The organism is Pseudomonas sp. G2-4, from assembly GCF_030064125.1.
Taxonomy (GTDB): domain Bacteria; phylum Pseudomonadota; class Gammaproteobacteria; order Pseudomonadales; family Pseudomonadaceae; genus Aquipseudomonas.
This window is the reverse complement of record NZ_CP125957.1, coordinates 4,815,106-4,832,060: the sequence shown is the minus strand read 5'-3', so window position 1 is coordinate 4,832,060 and position 16,955 is coordinate 4,815,106. Positions and strand designations below refer to the sequence as shown.

The 16,955-nt window shown below is 60.9% G+C and carries 18 protein-coding genes; 3 read left to right on the top strand and 15 right to left on the bottom strand.

Annotation, left to right across the window (positions count from 1 at the left end; genetic code table 11):
- Positions 1 to 3 precede the first annotated feature (3 nt).
- The 5 genes from QNH97_RS21080 to QNH97_RS21060 form a co-directional block, all read right to left on the bottom strand.
- Positions 4 to 993, bottom strand: coding sequence for an ABC transporter ATP-binding protein (locus QNH97_RS21080; protein WP_283553744.1), 990 nt, complete (start codon positions 991 to 993; stop codon positions 4 to 6).
- A complete protein-coding gene (locus QNH97_RS21075; RefSeq protein ID WP_283553743.1) occupies positions 990 to 1,790 on the bottom strand; it encodes an ABC transporter permease in 801 nt (266 codons plus the stop codon). The genes QNH97_RS21080 and QNH97_RS21075 overlap by 4 nt, the downstream gene beginning before the upstream one ends.
- Positions 1,777 to 2,613 carry an ABC transporter permease gene (locus QNH97_RS21070; protein WP_162178169.1) on the bottom strand — a complete coding sequence of 279 codons (837 nt, stop codon included), beginning with the start codon at positions 2,611 to 2,613 and terminating at the stop codon, positions 1,777 to 1,779. Before QNH97_RS21070 ends, QNH97_RS21075 begins: the two co-directional genes overlap by 14 nt.
- 5 nt (positions 2,614 to 2,618) lie before the next feature.
- Complete coding sequence (locus tag QNH97_RS21065) at positions 2,619 to 3,425, bottom strand: alkaline phosphatase family protein (protein ID WP_283553742.1); 807 nt, start codon at positions 3,423 to 3,425, stop codon at positions 2,619 to 2,621.
- Between the two features lie 212 nt (positions 3,426 to 3,637).
- The gene (locus QNH97_RS21060) at positions 3,638 to 4,705 is read right to left on the bottom strand and encodes an ABC transporter substrate-binding protein (RefSeq protein ID WP_283553741.1); all 1,068 of its coding nucleotides are present in this window, start codon (positions 4,703 to 4,705) and stop codon (positions 3,638 to 3,640) included.
- A gap of 349 nt (positions 4,706 to 5,054) precedes the next feature.
- Between QNH97_RS21060 and QNH97_RS21055 the strand changes: the two genes are divergently transcribed.
- Entirely contained in the window at positions 5,055 to 5,786 is a 732-nt protein-coding gene (locus tag QNH97_RS21055) for a UTRA domain-containing protein (protein WP_283553740.1), read from the top strand.
- A gap of 13 nt (positions 5,787 to 5,799) precedes the next feature.
- Here QNH97_RS21055 and QNH97_RS21050 read toward each other — a convergent pair whose 3' ends face one another.
- From QNH97_RS21050 to minC, 6 genes are all read right to left on the bottom strand, one after another.
- Positions 5,800 to 5,976, bottom strand: coding sequence for a hypothetical protein (locus tag QNH97_RS21050; protein ID WP_283553739.1), 177 nt, complete (start codon positions 5,974 to 5,976; stop codon positions 5,800 to 5,802).
- A gap of 253 nt (positions 5,977 to 6,229) precedes the next feature.
- The gene (locus tag QNH97_RS21045; protein ID WP_283553738.1) at positions 6,230 to 7,519 is read right to left on the bottom strand and encodes a M18 family aminopeptidase; all 1,290 of its coding nucleotides are present in this window, start codon (positions 7,517 to 7,519) and stop codon (positions 6,230 to 6,232) included.
- A gap of 243 nt (positions 7,520 to 7,762) precedes the next feature.
- Positions 7,763 to 8,398, bottom strand: a complete 636-nt coding sequence (locus QNH97_RS21040) for an RluA family pseudouridine synthase (RefSeq protein ID WP_003179109.1) — start codon at positions 8,396 to 8,398, stop codon at positions 7,763 to 7,765.
- A gap of 105 nt (positions 8,399 to 8,503) precedes the next feature.
- Positions 8,504 to 8,758: a cell division topological specificity factor MinE gene (gene minE, locus QNH97_RS21035; protein ID WP_003179111.1), complete on the bottom strand. Its 255-nt coding sequence runs from the start codon at positions 8,756 to 8,758 to the stop codon at positions 8,504 to 8,506.
- Entirely contained in the window at positions 8,758 to 9,570 is an 813-nt protein-coding gene (gene minD, locus QNH97_RS21030; protein ID WP_003179114.1) for a septum site-determining protein MinD, read from the bottom strand. The genes minE and minD overlap by 1 nt, the downstream gene beginning before the upstream one ends.
- 201 nt (positions 9,571 to 9,771) lie before the next feature.
- On the bottom strand, positions 9,772 to 10,509 hold the full coding sequence (gene minC / locus QNH97_RS21025) for a septum site-determining protein MinC (RefSeq protein WP_283553737.1): 738 nt from the start codon (positions 10,507 to 10,509) through the stop codon (positions 9,772 to 9,774).
- 118 nt (positions 10,510 to 10,627) lie between these two features.
- On the opposite strand from minC, the gene QNH97_RS21020 reads away from it, so the two are divergent.
- Together QNH97_RS21020 and QNH97_RS21015 are read left to right on the top strand one after the other, a co-directional pair.
- Entirely contained in the window at positions 10,628 to 11,560 is a 933-nt protein-coding gene (locus tag QNH97_RS21020; protein ID WP_283553736.1) for a lipid A biosynthesis lauroyl acyltransferase, read from the top strand.
- A 47-nt stretch (positions 11,561 to 11,607) separates the two neighbouring features.
- Positions 11,608 to 12,768 (top strand): patatin-like phospholipase family protein, encoded by a 1,161-nt coding sequence (locus QNH97_RS21015; protein WP_283553735.1) that lies wholly within the window; start codon positions 11,608 to 11,610, stop codon positions 12,766 to 12,768.
- A 52-nt stretch (positions 12,769 to 12,820) separates the two neighbouring features.
- Here QNH97_RS21015 and QNH97_RS21010 read toward each other — a convergent pair whose 3' ends face one another.
- The 4 genes from QNH97_RS21010 to alc form a co-directional block, all read right to left on the bottom strand.
- Positions 12,821 to 13,606 (bottom strand): outer membrane protein OmpK, encoded by a 786-nt coding sequence (locus QNH97_RS21010; protein WP_283553734.1) that lies wholly within the window; start codon positions 13,604 to 13,606, stop codon positions 12,821 to 12,823.
- Positions 13,607 to 13,966: 360 nt separating this feature from the next.
- The gene (locus QNH97_RS21005) at positions 13,967 to 15,268 is read right to left on the bottom strand and encodes a urate hydroxylase PuuD (RefSeq protein ID WP_283553733.1); all 1,302 of its coding nucleotides are present in this window, start codon (positions 15,266 to 15,268) and stop codon (positions 13,967 to 13,969) included.
- A gap of 52 nt (positions 15,269 to 15,320) precedes the next feature.
- On the bottom strand, positions 15,321 to 15,824 hold the full coding sequence (locus tag QNH97_RS21000; RefSeq protein ID WP_283553732.1) for an ureidoglycolate lyase: 504 nt from the start codon (positions 15,822 to 15,824) through the stop codon (positions 15,321 to 15,323).
- Between the two features lie 120 nt (positions 15,825 to 15,944).
- The gene (gene alc, locus QNH97_RS20995; RefSeq protein ID WP_283553731.1) at positions 15,945 to 16,940 is read right to left on the bottom strand and encodes an allantoicase; all 996 of its coding nucleotides are present in this window, start codon (positions 16,938 to 16,940) and stop codon (positions 15,945 to 15,947) included.
- Positions 16,941 to 16,955: the final 15 nt, after the last annotated feature.

Sequence of the window (16,955 nt, the reverse complement as noted above, 5' to 3'; positions counted from 1 at the left end):
CCATCAGGCTACCTCACACAGCGCCGATGGATCGATGGAAAGTGACAGGCGTGTACCATCGGGGTGCAGGTCGGCGGCCGAGCGATTGAGCACATCCACCACCAATTCGACCCCGCGGGCCTCCACTCGGTAACGGATCACGTTGCCCAGCAGGCTGTGGCTGCGGATCAGCGCATCGGCTTCGCCTCCGCGACTCAGCTCGATGGCTTCCGGGCGAATGGCGATGCGGCCGTTAACTGGCCGTTGCAGCAGTTTGCTGGCGCTGTCGGCGTCCAGCAGGTTGTAGTTGCCGATAAAACCGGCGGCAAAGACATCGACCGGTGCGGTGTAAAGGGTTTCGGCATCGCCGCTTTGTACGATCTTTCCCTGGTTCATCAGGAAAATCCGGTCAGACATGGTCAGGGCTTCTTCCTGATCGTGTGTGACGAAGATCGTGGTCAGGCCCAGTTCGCGCTGGATCTGACGGATCTGTTCACGCAGGTGCTTGCGAATCCGCGCATCCAGGGCCGACAGTGGCTCGTCCAACAGCAACAGGCGCGGGCGAGTCACCAGGGAGCGGGCGAGGGCCACGCGCTGGCATTGGCCGCCGGAGAGTTGATGGGGATAGCGAGCGGCAAAATCCTGCAGCTCCACCAGCCGCAAGATTTCCTGCACGCGCTTGCGGCTGTCCTCGGCCTGAATCTTTTGCATGCGCAGGCCGAAAGCGACGTTCTGCTCCACGGTCATGTTGGGGAACAACGCGTAGCTCTGGAAGACCATGCCGATTCCACGCTTCTGCGGACTCAGCGGGACGATATCCTGGCCGTCCAGCAGGATCTGGCCGGCATCCACCGCGGTCAGGCCGGCAATGCAGCGCAACAGTGTGGACTTGCCGCAACCGGAAGGGCCGAGAAGGGTGACGAATTCACCCTTGCGGATCTCGCAGTTGATGTCGCTGAACACCGGGGTGCCGGCGTAGCTTTTTTGCAGGTGTTGGACGCTGACGTAGCTCATTGGCTTTTGTCCTTGTTCAAGATGTTGGCCGCCCAGGTCAGGACCAGTACGAAGAAGAAGTAGGAAATCACCAGTGCACTGGTGAAGTGGCCGCTGCTGTTGCGCATGTTGTTCAGATACACCTGCAGGGTTTCATAGCGAGTGCCGACGAGGATGTTGGCAAACACGAACTCGCCGAACAGGAACGAGAAGGACAGCAGCAGCGCCACCATCAAGCCCTTGCGCAGGTTCGGCAGCACCACCAGCACGGCGGCCTGGAAGGTGCTGGCGCCGAGCAGTTGAGCGGCGTCCATCAGGTCGCGCAGGTTGATGGCTTGCAGGTTGTTGGTGATCGCCCGGTACATGAACGGCAGGGCGACGGTGAAGTAGCAGCCGATCAGGATCCACGGCGTGCCCACCATCGCCAGCGGCCCGGAACCGTAGAGTTGCAAAAGCCCCACCGACGACACCACTGGCGGCACCGCAAAGGGCAGCAGGATGAGAATGTTCATCAGCGCGTCGAGTTTCGGAAAGTGGTAATGCACCACGAACAGCAGCGGCAGGATCAGCACCACCGAGAGCACCAGGGCGCCGACGCAGACCAGCAACGATTGACCGAAGGCGTTGAGAAAGCGCGGATCGCTCCACAACTGCACATACCATTTGAAGGTGAAGCCGCTGGGCAGCACGGTGGCCGACCAACTGCTGGCGATGGAGTAGACCAGCGTCCCGGCCAGGGGCAGCAGCAGGATGGCGAACAGCAGGTACACCACCACCCGATGATAGAGCCCGACGGAGCCCGGTTCAGCGCGAGACATGGTAGCTCCTCTTGAGCAGCAACTGATGGACGATGGTCACCAGGGTCATCAACGCCACCAGCACCACGGCCAGGGCGCTGGCCATGTTCGGGTCGAGGGAAATGTCCCCGGAGACCATGGCGGCGATGCGAATCGGCAGGACGTTGAAGTTGCCGGTGGTCAACGCATAGACCGTGGCATAGGCGCCGAGGGCGTTGGCCAGCAGGATCACGAACGTGCCCAGCAGTGCCGGGGTCAGCACCGGCAAGCCGATGTGTCGCCAGAACTGCCAGCCATTGGCGCCCAGCAGCTCGGCGGATTCGCGCCAGTCTTCACGCAGGGCATCGAAGGCCGGATAGAGCAGCAGTACGCCGAGGGGAATCTGGAAGTAGGTGTACAGAATGATCAGCCCGGTTTTCGAGTACAGGTTGAAGTCCTCGATGATCCCCGCCTGTTTGAGCATGATCGTGATGCTGCCGTTGAACCCCAGCAAGATGATGAAGGCGAAGGCCAGGGGCACGCCGGCGAAGTTGCTGGTCATGTTGGCGAAGGCGTTGACGAAGTTGCGCAACCGCGAATCCACCCGGCGCAGGGAGTAGCTGCCGAGCACGGCGATGATGATGCCGAACACACTGGACCAGAAGCTGATCTCCAGGCTGTGCTGGATCGCTTGCAGGTAGAATTTCGAGCTGAAGATCTTGCTGAAGTTGGCCAGGCCCCAGCCGAACTCTTCCGATTCCAGGCTGTTGATCAGCACCCAGAGCAGCGGGGCGATCTGGAACACGATGAAGAAAATCGCGAAGGGTACCAGGCACAACGCTGCCAGCCATTTGCCGCGCGTCATGGCGTTCACTTGAGTAGCTCCTGGCAATAAGGTTTGTCGTGGTCAACCCCAAGCAACTGGCAGACGGTGCCGCACAGTTCAGTCTGCCGGGGCGCGGCAGTGGGATCGAGACTGAAGCCGTCACCCAAGACAAACAGCGGCACCTCCCGTTCTTCGGCCAGCAGGCCGTTATGGGAGCGGTCGTTGTTCATACCGTGGTCAGACGTCACCAGGACCTGATAACCGGCGTCGAGCCAGGCTTGCAGGTAGACCGCCAGGTTGATGTCGGCCGAGCGGGCGCTGTTGCGGTATTGCGGGGTGTCGAGGCCATGCTTGTGGCCGGCATCGTCGATGTTCATCGGATGCACCAGCAGGAAGTTTGGCAGGTAGCGCTGGCGCAGGTGTTCGGCGTCGGCGAACAGGTGCGAGTCGGGGTAATGGTCATTCCAGTAGAAATGCCCGTGCTGGATCGGCAGGTTGAGATTGTCGGTATGACGGTCCCGGCCGGCGATGAATGGTGATGCGTTGTAGAGCTCGCTGACCCAATGATAGGCCGCGGCGGCGGTACTCAAGCCGGCCTGGGTGGCGTAGTGGAAGATGCTGCGCTGGTTCGACAGGCGTGAGACGTTGTTGTGCACGATCCCGCTGTCGATGGGCACGACGCCGGTAAGGATGCATTCGTAGAGCGGACGGGACAGGGCCGGCAGTTCACATTCCAGTTTGTAGAGGGCTGCGCGTCCTGCGCCGACATAGGCCTGCAAATGTCCCATGGCATGCCGGGCGACTTCGTAATTGAGGCCGTCGAGCACCACCAGGATGACGTTGTGCTTCATGGTTAGCGGGACTCCGGATGGACACCAGAAAACTCGGATTCACCGCAGGTCCCATGTGGGAGCGAGCTTCTGTGGGAGCGAGCTTGCTCGCGATGAAGGCGACGCGGTTCAGTTGCAAGACCGTGTCATCGCTCATCGCGAGCAAGCTCGCTCCCACAGGGCCTGTTCTCACAGCAGGATGCTCATTGGATATCCGAGCGGGAGCTACTGCCTCACTGCATGTTGATGATCACGTTTTCCTGCCAAGCCTGCGGCAGTGCCTTGGAGGTTTTTTCCCACGCATCCGCGTCTTTGATCGGGGTCACGCCTTTGTACTGCTCATTTGGCAGCAGCTTGGCCTTGATCTCTTCCGGCAGTGTCAGGTGTTCAGCGCGGATCGGACGGGCGTTGCCCTTGGCCAGGTTGATCTGGCCGGCGTCGCTGAAGATGTACTCACGCGCCAGTTTGGCGGCGTTCGGGTGCTTGGCGTATTTGTTGATGATGGTGGTGTAGCCGGAGATCACCGAGCCGTCGGACGGAATCAGCACGACGTAGTCATCCGGGTTGGCCATCTTGGCCTTGTAGCTCAGGCCGTTGAAATCCCAGACCACGCCGACCTCGACTTCGCCTTTTTCCATCGTGGCGATGGTCGGGTTGGCCATGGAGATGCGCCCTTGCTTGGCAATTTCGGCGAACATCAACAGGGCCGGTTGCAGGTTTTTCTCGTCGCCACCGTTGGCCAGGGCGGCTGCCAGCACGCCGTTGGCAGCCTGGGCCGCAGTGCTCACGTCACCAATGGAGACTTTGTACTTGCCGGTTTTCAGGTCAGCCCATTTGGTGGGCACTTCGGAGCCGTGCAGCAGCTTCTTGTTGACGATGAACGCGATGGTGCCGGTGTAGGCCAACGCCCAGTTGCCGTCCTTGTCCTTGGCCCAGGCAGGCACCTGGTCCCAGGTGCTTGGCTTGTAGGGTTGAACCACGCCTTGCTTGACCGCGATCGGGCCGAAGGCCGCCCCGACGTCGCCGATGTCGGCGCTGGCGTTGTCTTTCTCGGCGGCGAACTTGGCGATTTCCTGGGCCGAGCTCATGTCGGTGTCCATGTGCTTCAAACCGTAGAGCTTGGCCAGGTCGTCCCAGGTGCCTTTCCAGTTTGCCCAGTCATCGGGCATGCCGACGCTGTTCACGGCGCCTTCCGCTTTCGCAGCGGCTTCCAACGTTTTCAGATCGGTGTCAGCGGCCATGGCGGCGGTGCACATGGCGATAGTCGAGCCTAACAGTGATGCCAGGAAAAGCTGTTTCATCCGAAGCTCCTATGGGCGTTTTCAACGCTGCGATTGCGGTTGTGTTGGTCTAGGTCAGCAATACCTGAGCCAATGTAGGCGAGCCCTGTGACATTTTGATGTCGGCGTCGGTTGCTCCGGGAAATGTCAGGCGCGCGCTGGCTGGCTGCGAATTAAGCGTAGACCATGGTTAAACAGCTGATCTGAAAGGACTTGGCCGTTAATTTGCAGGCATGCCAAGCAACCGTTCGGCGGGTCTGTCATCTGCCAGTCATGAGCAGTGCCTAGGCTTGCAGGGATGAGAAGCGGATCGAGGCGCCATCGATTTCGCCCTGAAACAGTGCTGGTCTAGTCCAGATAGGTAACGTTGATGCGCATCGAGACAACCAAAGCGGTGACAACCATCGGACAAGTCCTGCAAGAGCAGCTCGACCACGGGCTGCTGGCGCCGGGCAGCAAGTTGCCGGCTGAGCGCAAGCTCAGTGAGTTGTTCGGCACCACCCGGATTACCGTGCGAGAAGCCTTGTTGCAGCTCGAAGCCCAGGGGCAGATCTATCGCGAGGAACGCCGGGGCTGGTTTGTCTCGCCACCACGCCTGGCCTATAACCTGATGCAGCGCAGCCATTTCCACGCGATGGTCGCGGCCCAGGGGCGGGTGCCTTCTACCCAAGTGATCTCGGCGCGCCTGCAACCGGCCTCGGCAGCGGTGTGTGCCTGGCTGCAACTGCCGGCGCTGTCCAGCGTGATTCAGATCTGCCGCGCGCGGCGCATCGATGAGCGCCTGGTGCTGTACGTCGAGCACTACCTGAACCCACAGTACTTTCCGGACATCCTCGAGTTCGACCTCAACCAATCCATGACCGAGCTGTACGCCCGCCACTATGACTTGCACTACGGCCGGGTGAAATTCGAGATCGTGCCCACGTCTCTCCAGCCGGAAGCGGCGGCGGCACTGAAGGTCTCGGTGGGCAGCCCGGGGCTGCGGATTGCACGGGTCAACTATGACCAGCACCAGCGGCTGATCGACTGCGACCTGGAGTTCTGGCGACACGATGCGATCCATGTCGGGGTGGACGTGCCCGAGCAACAGCCTGCTGCTTGAGGTGAACTCAGGCTCAGTCGTTGAGCTTGGCCAGGATCCTGAACAACACCGTGGCGAGGATCAGCAACATACCGATCCACATGGCAAAGACCCCGACGTTCTTGTCACGGAAGTTGAAGCCGATGGCCAGCAGGACCATGCCGGCGATGATGGGCACCAGCATGGCGTTGAACGAAGACATGGAAATCATGTGAGACAGCCTTGTCGGGGGGATAAGGGCAGTCTAGTTGGGGTTTTGCCGGGTTGTGATGATGTGGGTCACATCACCCCCAATCCTGAGGCGAACACTCTTGTGGTGAGGGAGCTTGTTCCCGCTCCAGTGCGCAGCACTGGCAAAAATAAGCATTCAATTGCAGATTTTGGGGCTGCTACGCAGCCCAGCGGGAGCAAGCTCCCTCGCCACATGTATCCACCACGTCCCCGGTCCAAAGGGTTAACGGCGGTTACGGCAACTCACGACAGGCATAAAACGCACTCAACACCTTCACCAAATGCGCCAGGTCATGGCTGCCACACAACTCACGGATCGAGTGCATGGCGAAGGTCGGCAGGCCGATGTCCACGGTGCGCACGCCCAGCTGGCTGGCGGTGATCGGGCCGATGGTCGAGCCGCAGCCCATGTCGCTGCGGACCACGAAGCTTTGCACCGGCACTTCTTCGGCCATGCACAGGTGGCGGAAGAACCCGGCGGTTTCGCTGTTGGTGGCGTAGCGCTGGTTGCTGTTGACCTTGATCACTGGCCCGGCGTTGAGTTTAGGGCCGTGGTTGGCGTCGTGTTTGTCGGCATAGTTGGGGTGCACGCCGTGGGCGTTATCGGCAGAGACCAGCAGGGATTTCTGAATGGTCCGTACGAACTCTTCACCTTCCGGCAGCAGACGCCGCAAGGTCTGCTCCAGCATCGGGCCGTCGGCGCCGCAGGCTGAGCAAGAACCGACTTCCTCGTGATCGTTGCACACCAGCACGCAGGTTTCTTCAGTGTCGGCATTCAGCAAGGCTTGCAGGCCGGCGTAGCACGACAGCAGGTTGTCCAGGCGCGCGCCGGCAATGAAGTCGCCATGCAAACCAATGATCGCGGCGCTTTGGGTGTCGTAGAAGCTCAACTCGTAGTCGAGCACCACGTCAGCGTTCAGGCCGTGTTCGCGGGCCAGTTGATCGGTGAGTACGGCACGGAAGTCGACGCGTTCGTCACCGGCGAACTGGGCAAGGATCGGCGGCAGTTCATTCTGCGGGTTGATGGCCCAGCCCTGGTTGGCCTCGCGATTGAGGTGGATGGCCAGGTTCGGAATCGTGGCGATCGGCGCCTTGAAGTCGATCAACTGGCTTTCGACCTTGCCATCGCGGCGGAAGGTCACGCGCCCGGCGAGGGACAGGTCGCGGTCGAACCACGGCGCCAGCAATGCGCCGCCGTAGACTTCCACGCCCAGTTGCCAGAATCCGTGGCGTTGCAGTTCCGGCTGGGGCTTGACCCGCAGGCAGGGGCTGTCGGTGTGGGCGCCGACCAGACGGATGCCATCGTGCAGCGGTGCGTTGCGGCCCAGCTTGAAGGCGATGATCGAGGAGTCGTTGCGCGTGACGTAATACCGGCCGTTGGCCTCGGTGGCCCAGGTCTCGCGTTCGTCAAGACGCTGATAACCCGCCGCTTCCAGGCGCTGGGCAAGGCTGGCGGTGGCATGGAAGGGGGTGGGGGAGGCCTTGAGGAAATCGATCAGGCCCTGGTTCAACTCTGCGCGCATAAATAGCTCCAGACAGCAATGGGCGGGAGTTTACCGTATTGGTGGTCGATGGGGAGGGTGAGGCGTGGATATGTGAGTGACTCGGGGTGGGCCTGTGGCGAGGGAGCTTGCTCCCGCTGGGCTGCGCAGCAGCCCCAACAGCAGCAACCCCAATCAAGCAGACTTTCCGAGGTGTCAGTCTTTAGGGCCGCTTCGCGCCCCAGCGGGAGCAAGCTCCCTCGCCACTGGGGGCTGTGGTGTTTTTCAGAACGGTGCCGGGCACTCGAAACGCAGGCGTTCGCCGCTTTGCGGATGGGTGAAGCTGAGCATGCTGGCGTGCAGGCACAGGCGTGGCCAGGCAGCGAGGGCTTGCGGATGGGCGTAGAGCCCGTCGCCCAGCAGCGGGTGACCGATGGACAACATGTGCACGCGCAATTGATGGGAGCGCCCGGTGATCGGTGTCAATTCAACCCGGCACCAATCGCCGCAACGTTCCAGCACTCGCCAGAAGGTCAGGGCATGTTTGCCGTGTTCATGGTCCACCACGTGCCGGGGTTTGGTCGGCGGGTCGTAGCGCAGCGGCAAGTCGATGCTGCCGCTGTCCAGCGTCGGCTGGCCCCAGCACAACGCGGTGTAGGCTTTTTCGGTTTCTCGGTCATGAAACTGCCGAGACAGTTCGCGATGCGTGTCCGGGTCACGGGCCAGCAGGATGATGCCGGAGGTTTCCCAGTCCAGTCGGTGCACGATTCGTGCTTCCGGATAGCCGTTTTCCTGCAGGCGGGTGATCAGGCAGTCTTTGTTGTCGTCGGCCCGCCCGGGCACGGACAGCAGCAGGGTCGGTTTGTCGACCACCAGGACGGCAGCGTCCTGATGGATGATGCGGATGTTGGAGAGGGGCATTGAAACAGTCTCGTAACAAACGCCAACGGCGACTCGGGCACTTTCCCCTGGTCCTCATGGGAGGAGGGAGAAGCACCCGAGCCGCCGTGGCTCCCGCAGGATCTATCAGCGATCCGGCAGGGTGATATTGAGTTCCAGAATCGAGCAACTGCCCTGGCTTTCCAGTGCCACATGCACGTCATCGCTACCGATGTTGACGTACTTGCGGATCACTTCCACCAGTTCCTTCTGCAAGGCTGGCAGGTAGTCAGGGGTACTGCGTTGGCCGCGTTCGTGCGCCACGATGATCTGTAGACGCTCTTTCGCGACCGAGGCGGTACTGGGCTTCTTGTTGGCACGAAAGAAGTCAAAAAGGTTCATTACCTACCTCCAAACAGGCGCTCGAAGAAACCTTTCTTCGTTACATCGAGGAAACGATGCTCCACGGTTTTGCCCAGCAGGCGATCGACCGCATCGCTGTACGCCTGGCCGGCATCGCTCTGGTCGTCGAGAATCACCGGCACGCCGGAGTTGGAAGCCTTGAGTACCGCTTGGGATTCTGGAATCACACCCAGCAGGGTGACCGCGAGGATTTCCTTGACGTCTTCGACGCCGAGCATTTCACCGTCGCTGACCCGTTGTGGGTTGTAGCGGGTCAGCAGCAGGTGTTCCTTGATCGGCTCTTCGCCCTTCTCGGCACGGCGGGATTTGCTGGCCAGCAGGCCCAGCATACGGTCGGAGTCACGTACCGAGGAGACTTCCGGGTTGGTCACGACAATCGCTTCATCGGCGAAGTACATGGCCAGGTGGGCACCTTTTTCGATACCGGCCGGGGAGTCGCAGACCACGAACTCGAAGTCTTCCTTGAGCTGCATCAGGACTTTTTCCACGCCTTCCTGGGTCAGCGCGTCTTTGTCGCGGGTCTGGCTGGCGGCCAGCACGTAGAGGTTCTCAAGGCGCTTGTCCTTGATCAGGGCTTGCTGCAGGTTCGCTTCACCGTTGACCACGTTGACGAAGTCATAGACCACGCGACGCTCGCAACCCATGATCAGGTCGAGGTTACGCAAGCCGACGTCGAAGTCGACGATGACTGTTTTGTGGCCGCGCAGAGCGAGGCCGGTACCGATAGCGGCGCTGGTGGTGGTCTTACCCACACCACCCTTGCCGGATGTAACCACGAGAATCTTGGCCAAGGTGTTTCACCCCTAAGGAAAAAGGACTTTGTCAGCCCCTGAAAAACATCTCTGGAAAACGGCTGCAATTGGACAGGCTTGGCTGGAATCGGATGCTGGGCGGGGTCTACCTCCGGTAAACACTGCCTGATCCTTTTTCCTGCGTCGTTTAAGCCGTTTTCGCTACGTTTTAGAGATGCTTGGAAAATGCGGCAGTATCCGTTAAAGCCGAATGATGTTCAACACGTCGCCCGACAGGCTGACCTGGACGCCGGCCCCCCACAGCGGGTCGCGGCGCAAATCCTCGGAAACCTTGTACTGCCCGGCGATGGAGACCAGTTCAGCGCTCAATTGCTGACAGAAGATCCTGGCTTTCGTATCCCCCTTGACGCCGGCCAGCGCGCGGCCGCGCATCGGGCCGTATACATGGATGTTGCCATCGGCCAGAAGTTCCGCGCCCGGGCTGACCGAGGACACGATGACCAAATCGCCACCCTGGGCATAAATCTGCTGCCCGCCGCGTACGGGCGAGGTGATGACGCGGGTGGGCTTGATGGTGGGCTCCGGTGGTTTTTCCGGGGCTTTCTTCGCTTCGACCGGGTTGAGCTCCAGCAGACGCTCCCGGGCCCCGGACGGCGGCAGCACCGGAATGTCCACGGCGATGGCGGCGGCGATGTCTTCGATGCGGCTGGCGCGGATCGCCAGGGTGCGCAGGCCGTGCTGGCGGCAAACGCGCATCAGGCCGGGCAGATCCACCGCGCCTTCGCTGGCCGGCAGCTTGTCCAGGGCCAGCACCAGTGGGGCATTGCTGAAGAAATTCGGGGCCTGGGCGACTTTGGCCGCCAACTGCCGGTCAAGGCTCTCCAGGTCGTTGCGGGCCAGTTCCAGCACCGTAATGGCGAGCATGCTGCCCTTCAGCTGGAACACGGGATCTTGGTCTAGCGGTTCGGTTTGGCTCATGGTCGGCGTACAACGGCTTGTCACTAAAAGTGCCGAGACTTATAACGAGAACGTCCGCCAGCCGCAACCCGGGTCGAACAATGTAGAATGCGCGGCCCATGTCTTTGTGGAAGCTTTAATGGATCGCCCGCGTTTTCGAGCTGCTTTTTTTCATCCGCGTTTCTGGCTGCTGTGGTGCGGCCTGGGGCTGTTGTGGCTGATCGTCCAGTTGCCTTACCCATTGCTGCTGCGGGTCGGGCGTGCACTGGGTGCGCTGATGTATCGGGTGGCAGGCGACCGACGGCGCATCGCCCGGCGCAACCTGGAGCTGTGTTTTCCGGAAAAAACCGCGGCCGAGCGCAAGCGTTTGCTCAAGGAAAACTTTGCCTCCACCGGCATCGCCTTTTTCGAAATGGCCATGAGCTGGTGGTGGTCGCGTTCGCGCCTGGCGAAGCTGGCCCATGTCGAAGGACTGGAACATCTCAAGCAGGCCCAGCGCGAAGGCAAGGGCGTGATCCTGATGGCGTTGCATTTCACCACGCTGGAAATCGGCGCGGCACTGCTCGGCCAGCAGCACACCATCGATGGCATGTACCGCGAACACAAGAACCCGCTGTTCGACTTCATCCAGCGCCGGGGCCGTGAGCGGCACAACCTCGATTCCCTGGCGGTGGAGCGTGACGACGTGCGAGGCATGCTCAAGTTGCTGCGCGCCGGTCGGGCGATCTGGTATGCACCGGATCAGGATTACGGCGCCAAGCAAAGCGTCTTTGTGCCATTGTTCGGAATCCAGGCGGCGACGGTCACCGCTACCAGCAAGTTCGCTCGTCTGGGCAAGGCGCGGGTAGTGCCATTCGTCCAGGAGCGCCTGGCCGATGGCAGCGGCTATCGCCTGGTGATCCAGGCGCCCCTGGAAGATTTTCCGGGCGAGACCGAGGAAGCCGATTGCATTCGCATCAATCAGTGGGTGGAGCAATCGGTGAGCAATTGTCCCGAGCAATACCTCTGGGCCCATCGGCGCTTCAAGAGCCGTCCGCCGGGTGAGCCGAAGCTGTACGACAAGCGCGGGTGAATCGGTAGTCCGCTTTTTGAACTTCATCTTGAGCACGGAGTGTTGCGATGACCCCAGCTGAACCGGTTACAGGTTTGATTCTTTCCGGCGGCGGGGCTCGGGCGGCGTATCAAGTGGGGGTACTGGCAGCGATTGCCGAATTGCTGCCTGACGGGGGGCACAATCCGTTCCCGGTGATCGTCGGCACTTCGGCCGGGGCGATCAACGCGGTCAGCCTGGCGAGCGGGGCGATGGACTTCAAGACCGCCATCGAGCGCCTGACCGCCTTTTGGCAAACGGTGCGCAGCCATCAGGTGATGCGCAGCGACTGGCGCGGTGTGATAGCGCAGGCGACGCGCTTCATTACCCACAGCCTGCTGGGCCTAGGCGCCAAATTGCCGGTGGCACTGATTGACAGTTCGCCGTTGCGTGAACTGCTCCAGGCACAATTCCACGGATCGGGTATCGAGCAGGCCATCGTCGAGCAGCAGCTGCGGGCAGTGGCGGTGACGGCGTTCGGTTATGAGTCCGGCCAGGCCGTGACCTTCTACCAGGGACGCGGCACCATCGATGCCTGGCTGCGACATCGGCGTATTGGTGTGCCGACGCTGTTGTCGGTGGAGCATTTGCTGGCCAGCTCGGCGATCCCCTTGTTGTTTGCACCGGTCAAGATCGGCCCGCAATACTTCGGTGACGGCGCCGTGCGTCAATCGGCGCCCATCAGCCCAGCCTTGCACCTGGGGGCCAACCGGGTGCTGGTCATCGGCGTCAGCGGCAACCCGCGTGGTGCGGGGGGACAGGATCCTTTGGAACGTAGCTACACCGGACTGCAACCGACCCTGGCGCAGATTGGCGGCCATATGCTCAACAGCACGTTCATTGACAGCCTGGAAAGCGACATTGAGTTGCTTCAGCGCTTGAACGGGTTCAGTCGCCTGTTGCCCGATGATGTGCCGGCCCATGCCCTGGGCGCGGCGCCGGTGGAAGTGCTGGTGATTTCGCCGAGCCAACCCATTGATGAAATTGCCGCTCGCCATCGCCAGGAACTGCCCCGCGCGCTGCGGTTGTTCCTGCGTGGGCCGGGCGCCACCAAGACCAGCGGCGCGGGGGTGCTCAGTTACTTGCTTTTCGAGGCGGGATATTGCAGCGAGCTGATCGAACTGGGGCGTCAGGATGCGTTGGCGCAGCGCGAGGAGTTGAGTCGGTTCTTGGGGTTGGCTCAGGGTTGAGTCCAACCCGAGCCCCTGTGGGAGCGGGCTCTAAACCTGAAATTCAATCAGATCAGAAGTGATACTTCAGCAAAAAGCTGGTGGTGCTCTGGTTGGTCTTGAACCCTGCGCTGTCTTCAATCCCGTATTTGTTCTTCCAGTAGTCATATTCCACCCCCACATAGAGTTGCTTGGTGCCCAGCTTCAAAGCTTTGCCCAAGTCATATTTGATCTGTGGGTTGATGTGCAGGTTGGCGTGGTAGGTACCCTTGGAGTTGCTGTCGTTGTCCACCACCCAGTCGATGAAACCGTCGATCAGGAGGTCGGATGAGCCCATTGGGATGGTGTAGGCCCAGGCCGGGGTGATCTGCCAGACATTGTCGCCGGCGCGTGGGCCTTCGGTCTGGCGGTTGTAGAAATTCAGTTGGAAGTAATCGAAGCCGGGGATCGCCAGGTCGAAGCCCGGGCCGATCAGGTAGGACTCGTTGTCGCCTTCGCCGAACTCATAGGTCATGGCCAGCAGCACATCCTTGATCGGCCCCAGTTCCAGCTTCTGGTCGAAAATCTTGCCGAACGACAGGCGCGGGCTGAACTCACCGTAGTAGGTGTTCGGGCCGGCGTTGCTGTCGTCCTTGCCGTTGTAGAAGATCCGATCGAGGAAGAAGAAATTGTCCCCGTATTTCCAGGCGTCGGCGTGTTCGAAGGTCACGGTCTGCTGGATGCGCGGGTTGACCTGGAAGTCCTTGCCATACAGATAGGTCAGGCTGTTGTTCTGCCATTGAAACAGGTCATCGGCCATCGCCTGGCCTGCGGCCAGCAAGGTTCCTGCGAGTATCAGGCTGGTGCATGTATGTTTCATTCGGTTTGCTCCCAAAGGTAAGTGGTACCGCCATTTTTTTCAGATCAGCGCTCTTGGTGTGGCGCTTTTTTCTACGGAGAAAAACATCCGTTCGGTCAGCTTTTTGCTCGTGGCAGATGCTGATAGCAAGAGCTGAGCCAAGCCCGAAAAAAGCTCGTCCAGCTATTTGAAACAGTCGAAAAAGGTGTTTTCCAGGGGCGCCCGATATCCCCCGTGATGCCGGGATAAGCTGGCGTTTCGGTCAGGATTTGATGGTTTTTTAACGCTGCCCGGGTGCGAACGGCCGCGCAGGGTACGGGCTTGCCCTGGTGGGATCAAGTGCCCTGCAACGGCGCATTCGCGGCGAATTTGGGGCGCGGCTCAGTTGGTCCGCGCGCCCTGGTTGATCCACGCACCGATCAGGTCGCGTTCCTGTTGGGTCATCTGGGTGATGTTACCCAAGGGCATGATCTGGGTGGTCACGGCCTGGGCCTGGATGCGCGCGGCCTGTTGCTGGATCTGCTGCGGCGTATCGAACATCACCCCGCCCGGCGCGGCGCTGAACAACGGGCTGGTGGGTTTGGCCGAATGGCAGACCGAGCAGCGCTCCTGGATCACGCTGTGGACCTTCTCGAACGATGGGCCCTGGGCGTTGGCGGCCTGAGTGGGTGTCGATGCCGGTGCGGCCGGGGCTGTTGCCGGTTTTGCGCCACCGCCCACTGCCGTTTCCGGCAACGGTTGGTACTCGATCACGCCAGGTACCTTGGCTACTTCCGGTGTGGTGGGCATGGGCTTGGGCCCCGTGACATAAGCCAGGCAGATCATCGCCAAAGCACCGACTGGCAGTGTCCAGGCAAACCGGTTGCTGTCATGGCGCGTATTGAAGTAATGCCGCACCAACACCGCCGCCACGGCGATACCGGCCAGGATCAACCAGTTGTATTGGCTGCCGTAGGTGCTCGGGAAGTGGTTGCTGATCATGATGAACAGCACCGGCAAGGTGAAGTAGTTGTTGTGACGCGAGCGCAGCAGACCCTTGGCCGGCAACGCCGGATCGGGCGTGCGGTTCTCGGCGATGGCCGCCACCAGCGCACGTTGGGCTGGCATGATGATGCGGAACACGTTGCCGACCATGATCGTGCCGATGACGGCACCCACGTGCAGGTAGGCACCGCGGCCACTGAACACCTTGCTGAACCCGTAGGCCGCGGCGATCAACAGCACGAACAGGATCAAGCCGAGCAGGGCAGGGCGCTTGCCCAGGGCTGAGTCGCAGAGAAAGGAATAGACGAACCAGCCGACGAACAACGAGCCGATACCCAGTGCCACGCCTTCGGGGCCGCTGAGGCTGCTGCCGGGGGCCAGCAGGTATAGGGTCGGGTTCCAATAGAACACCACGCACAGCAGCGCGACACCCGACATCCAGGTGAAATACGCTTCCCACTTGAACCAGTGCAGGTTGTCCGGCATGGACGGTGGCGCGAGTTTGTATTTTTCCAGGTGGTAGATGCCACCACCGTGGATGGCCCACAAGTCACCAGCCAGACCACTTTTTGGATTGACGCGATTGAGGTTGTTTTCCAGCCAGACGAAGTAGAACGACGCGCCGATCCAAGCCACGCCAGTGATCATATGAACCCAGCGCACGCTGAGGTTCAGCCATTCCAGCATATGTGCTTCCACAGTCTTTACCTCTCGCCCGTCACGCTTGTTTTCGCGTGATCGGACGCTTCTCTTATTGGTGGGGGGCGAGGATCAGTAATTCATCCTCTTGGAAAAAATGCTCATCGCAGTTATTGCCTGTGCCACTGCGATCAACCACCAGGAAGTCATCCCGCTTTTCGATCGTCAGCACCGGGTGGTGCCAGACGCCGCGATGGTAATTGATGCCCTGCCTGCCGTTGGTGACGAAGGCGCGGACCAAGCCTGATACAGGTGCATCGCCAAGTGGCGCGACCACGATCAGAAAGGGGTTGCCGAGCAGCGGAATGAACGCCTGACTGCCCAGCGGATGGCGCTCCAGCATGCGCACGGTCAACGGCATGTCCAGCGCGTCGGCGCGGAAGATGCTGATGATCGCCTGATCGTCCGGCGTGGCGGTTTCCACCGTCGCCAGGCGATGGAAGCGCATGGTCGAACCGTTGTTGATCATGAAGTGATCGCTGCCGTCGGTTTCGATTACGTCACCGAACGGGGCGAAGGCTTCTTTGGTCAACGGTTCGATCTTGAGTGTGCGCATGCTGTCTTCTTACCTTGAATTCTATGTTGTTTGTTGTGCCGCCATCGCGAGCAAGCTCGCTCCCACAGGGGAATGCATTTCAAATGTGGGAGCGAGCTTGCTCGCGATTTGGGTTCACCCTTATTTCGATACCTTGCCCAACACCCGCAGACGACTCACGCCACCATCCGGGAACACATTCAGGCGGATGTGGGTGATCGGCCCCAGGGCCTTGATCTGCTCGGCGAAGGTGTGTTCGGCGTGCATCTCCAGTTTCTGGCTCGGCAGCAGTTCGCGCCAGAACAGCGATTGGGTTTCGATCTGGCTGTCGGTGCCGCCCTTGACGAAGGCGCCCTGGATCGAGCAGCTGTCCGGGTAGTTGCCCTTGAAGTGCAGGGTGTCGACGACGACTTGCTCAACGGTACCGGCATGGCCCAGGGCGACGATCACCCAGTCATTGCCCGGGGTGCGCCGACGGGCGGTTTCCCAGCCGTCGCCCATGTTGACGCCACGGCCCGGGTTGAGGATGTTGCTCATGCGGCCGAAGTGTTCGTCGGAGCAGGCCAGGGCACGGCCACCATTGAGGGCCGCAGCCAGGTCGATCTGTTCGTTGTCGCCCACGGCCGACCAGTCGCGGTACGGAATGCCGTAGACCCGCAACCGGGCCACGCCGCCATCGGGGTAGATGTTGAAGCGCAAGTGGCTGAAGGCCTGGTCGTTGCTGATTTCATGGTAATGGTGGCTGTTGCCTTGCAACTCGACGGCCGACAGCACTTCCGTCCACTGGGTGTTTTCGTCCGGCTCGCCTTCGCTCAGGAAGCAGGCTTCCAAAGAGGCCGATGGCGGGTAGTTGCCGGTAAAGAATGAGGTGTCGATGTCCACGCCTTTGATCGAACCCGCCACGCCCAGGCGGATCACTGCGCTGTCGTAGCCTTCGAAGCGCTTGCGACGCGATTCCCAGCCGTCCATCCACTTGCCGTTGTCATCGAACACACCCTCCTTCCACACGGCCGGGGTCGGCTGGAACAGACGATTGGCGTCGGCGAACCAGTCATCGGTGACCGAGATGATCCGGGTGCCCAGGCGGGCGTCGGCCAGGTTGACGAACTTCTCGAAAGGTACGGCGTAAGCTTTCATTCTTCTTGTCTGCCT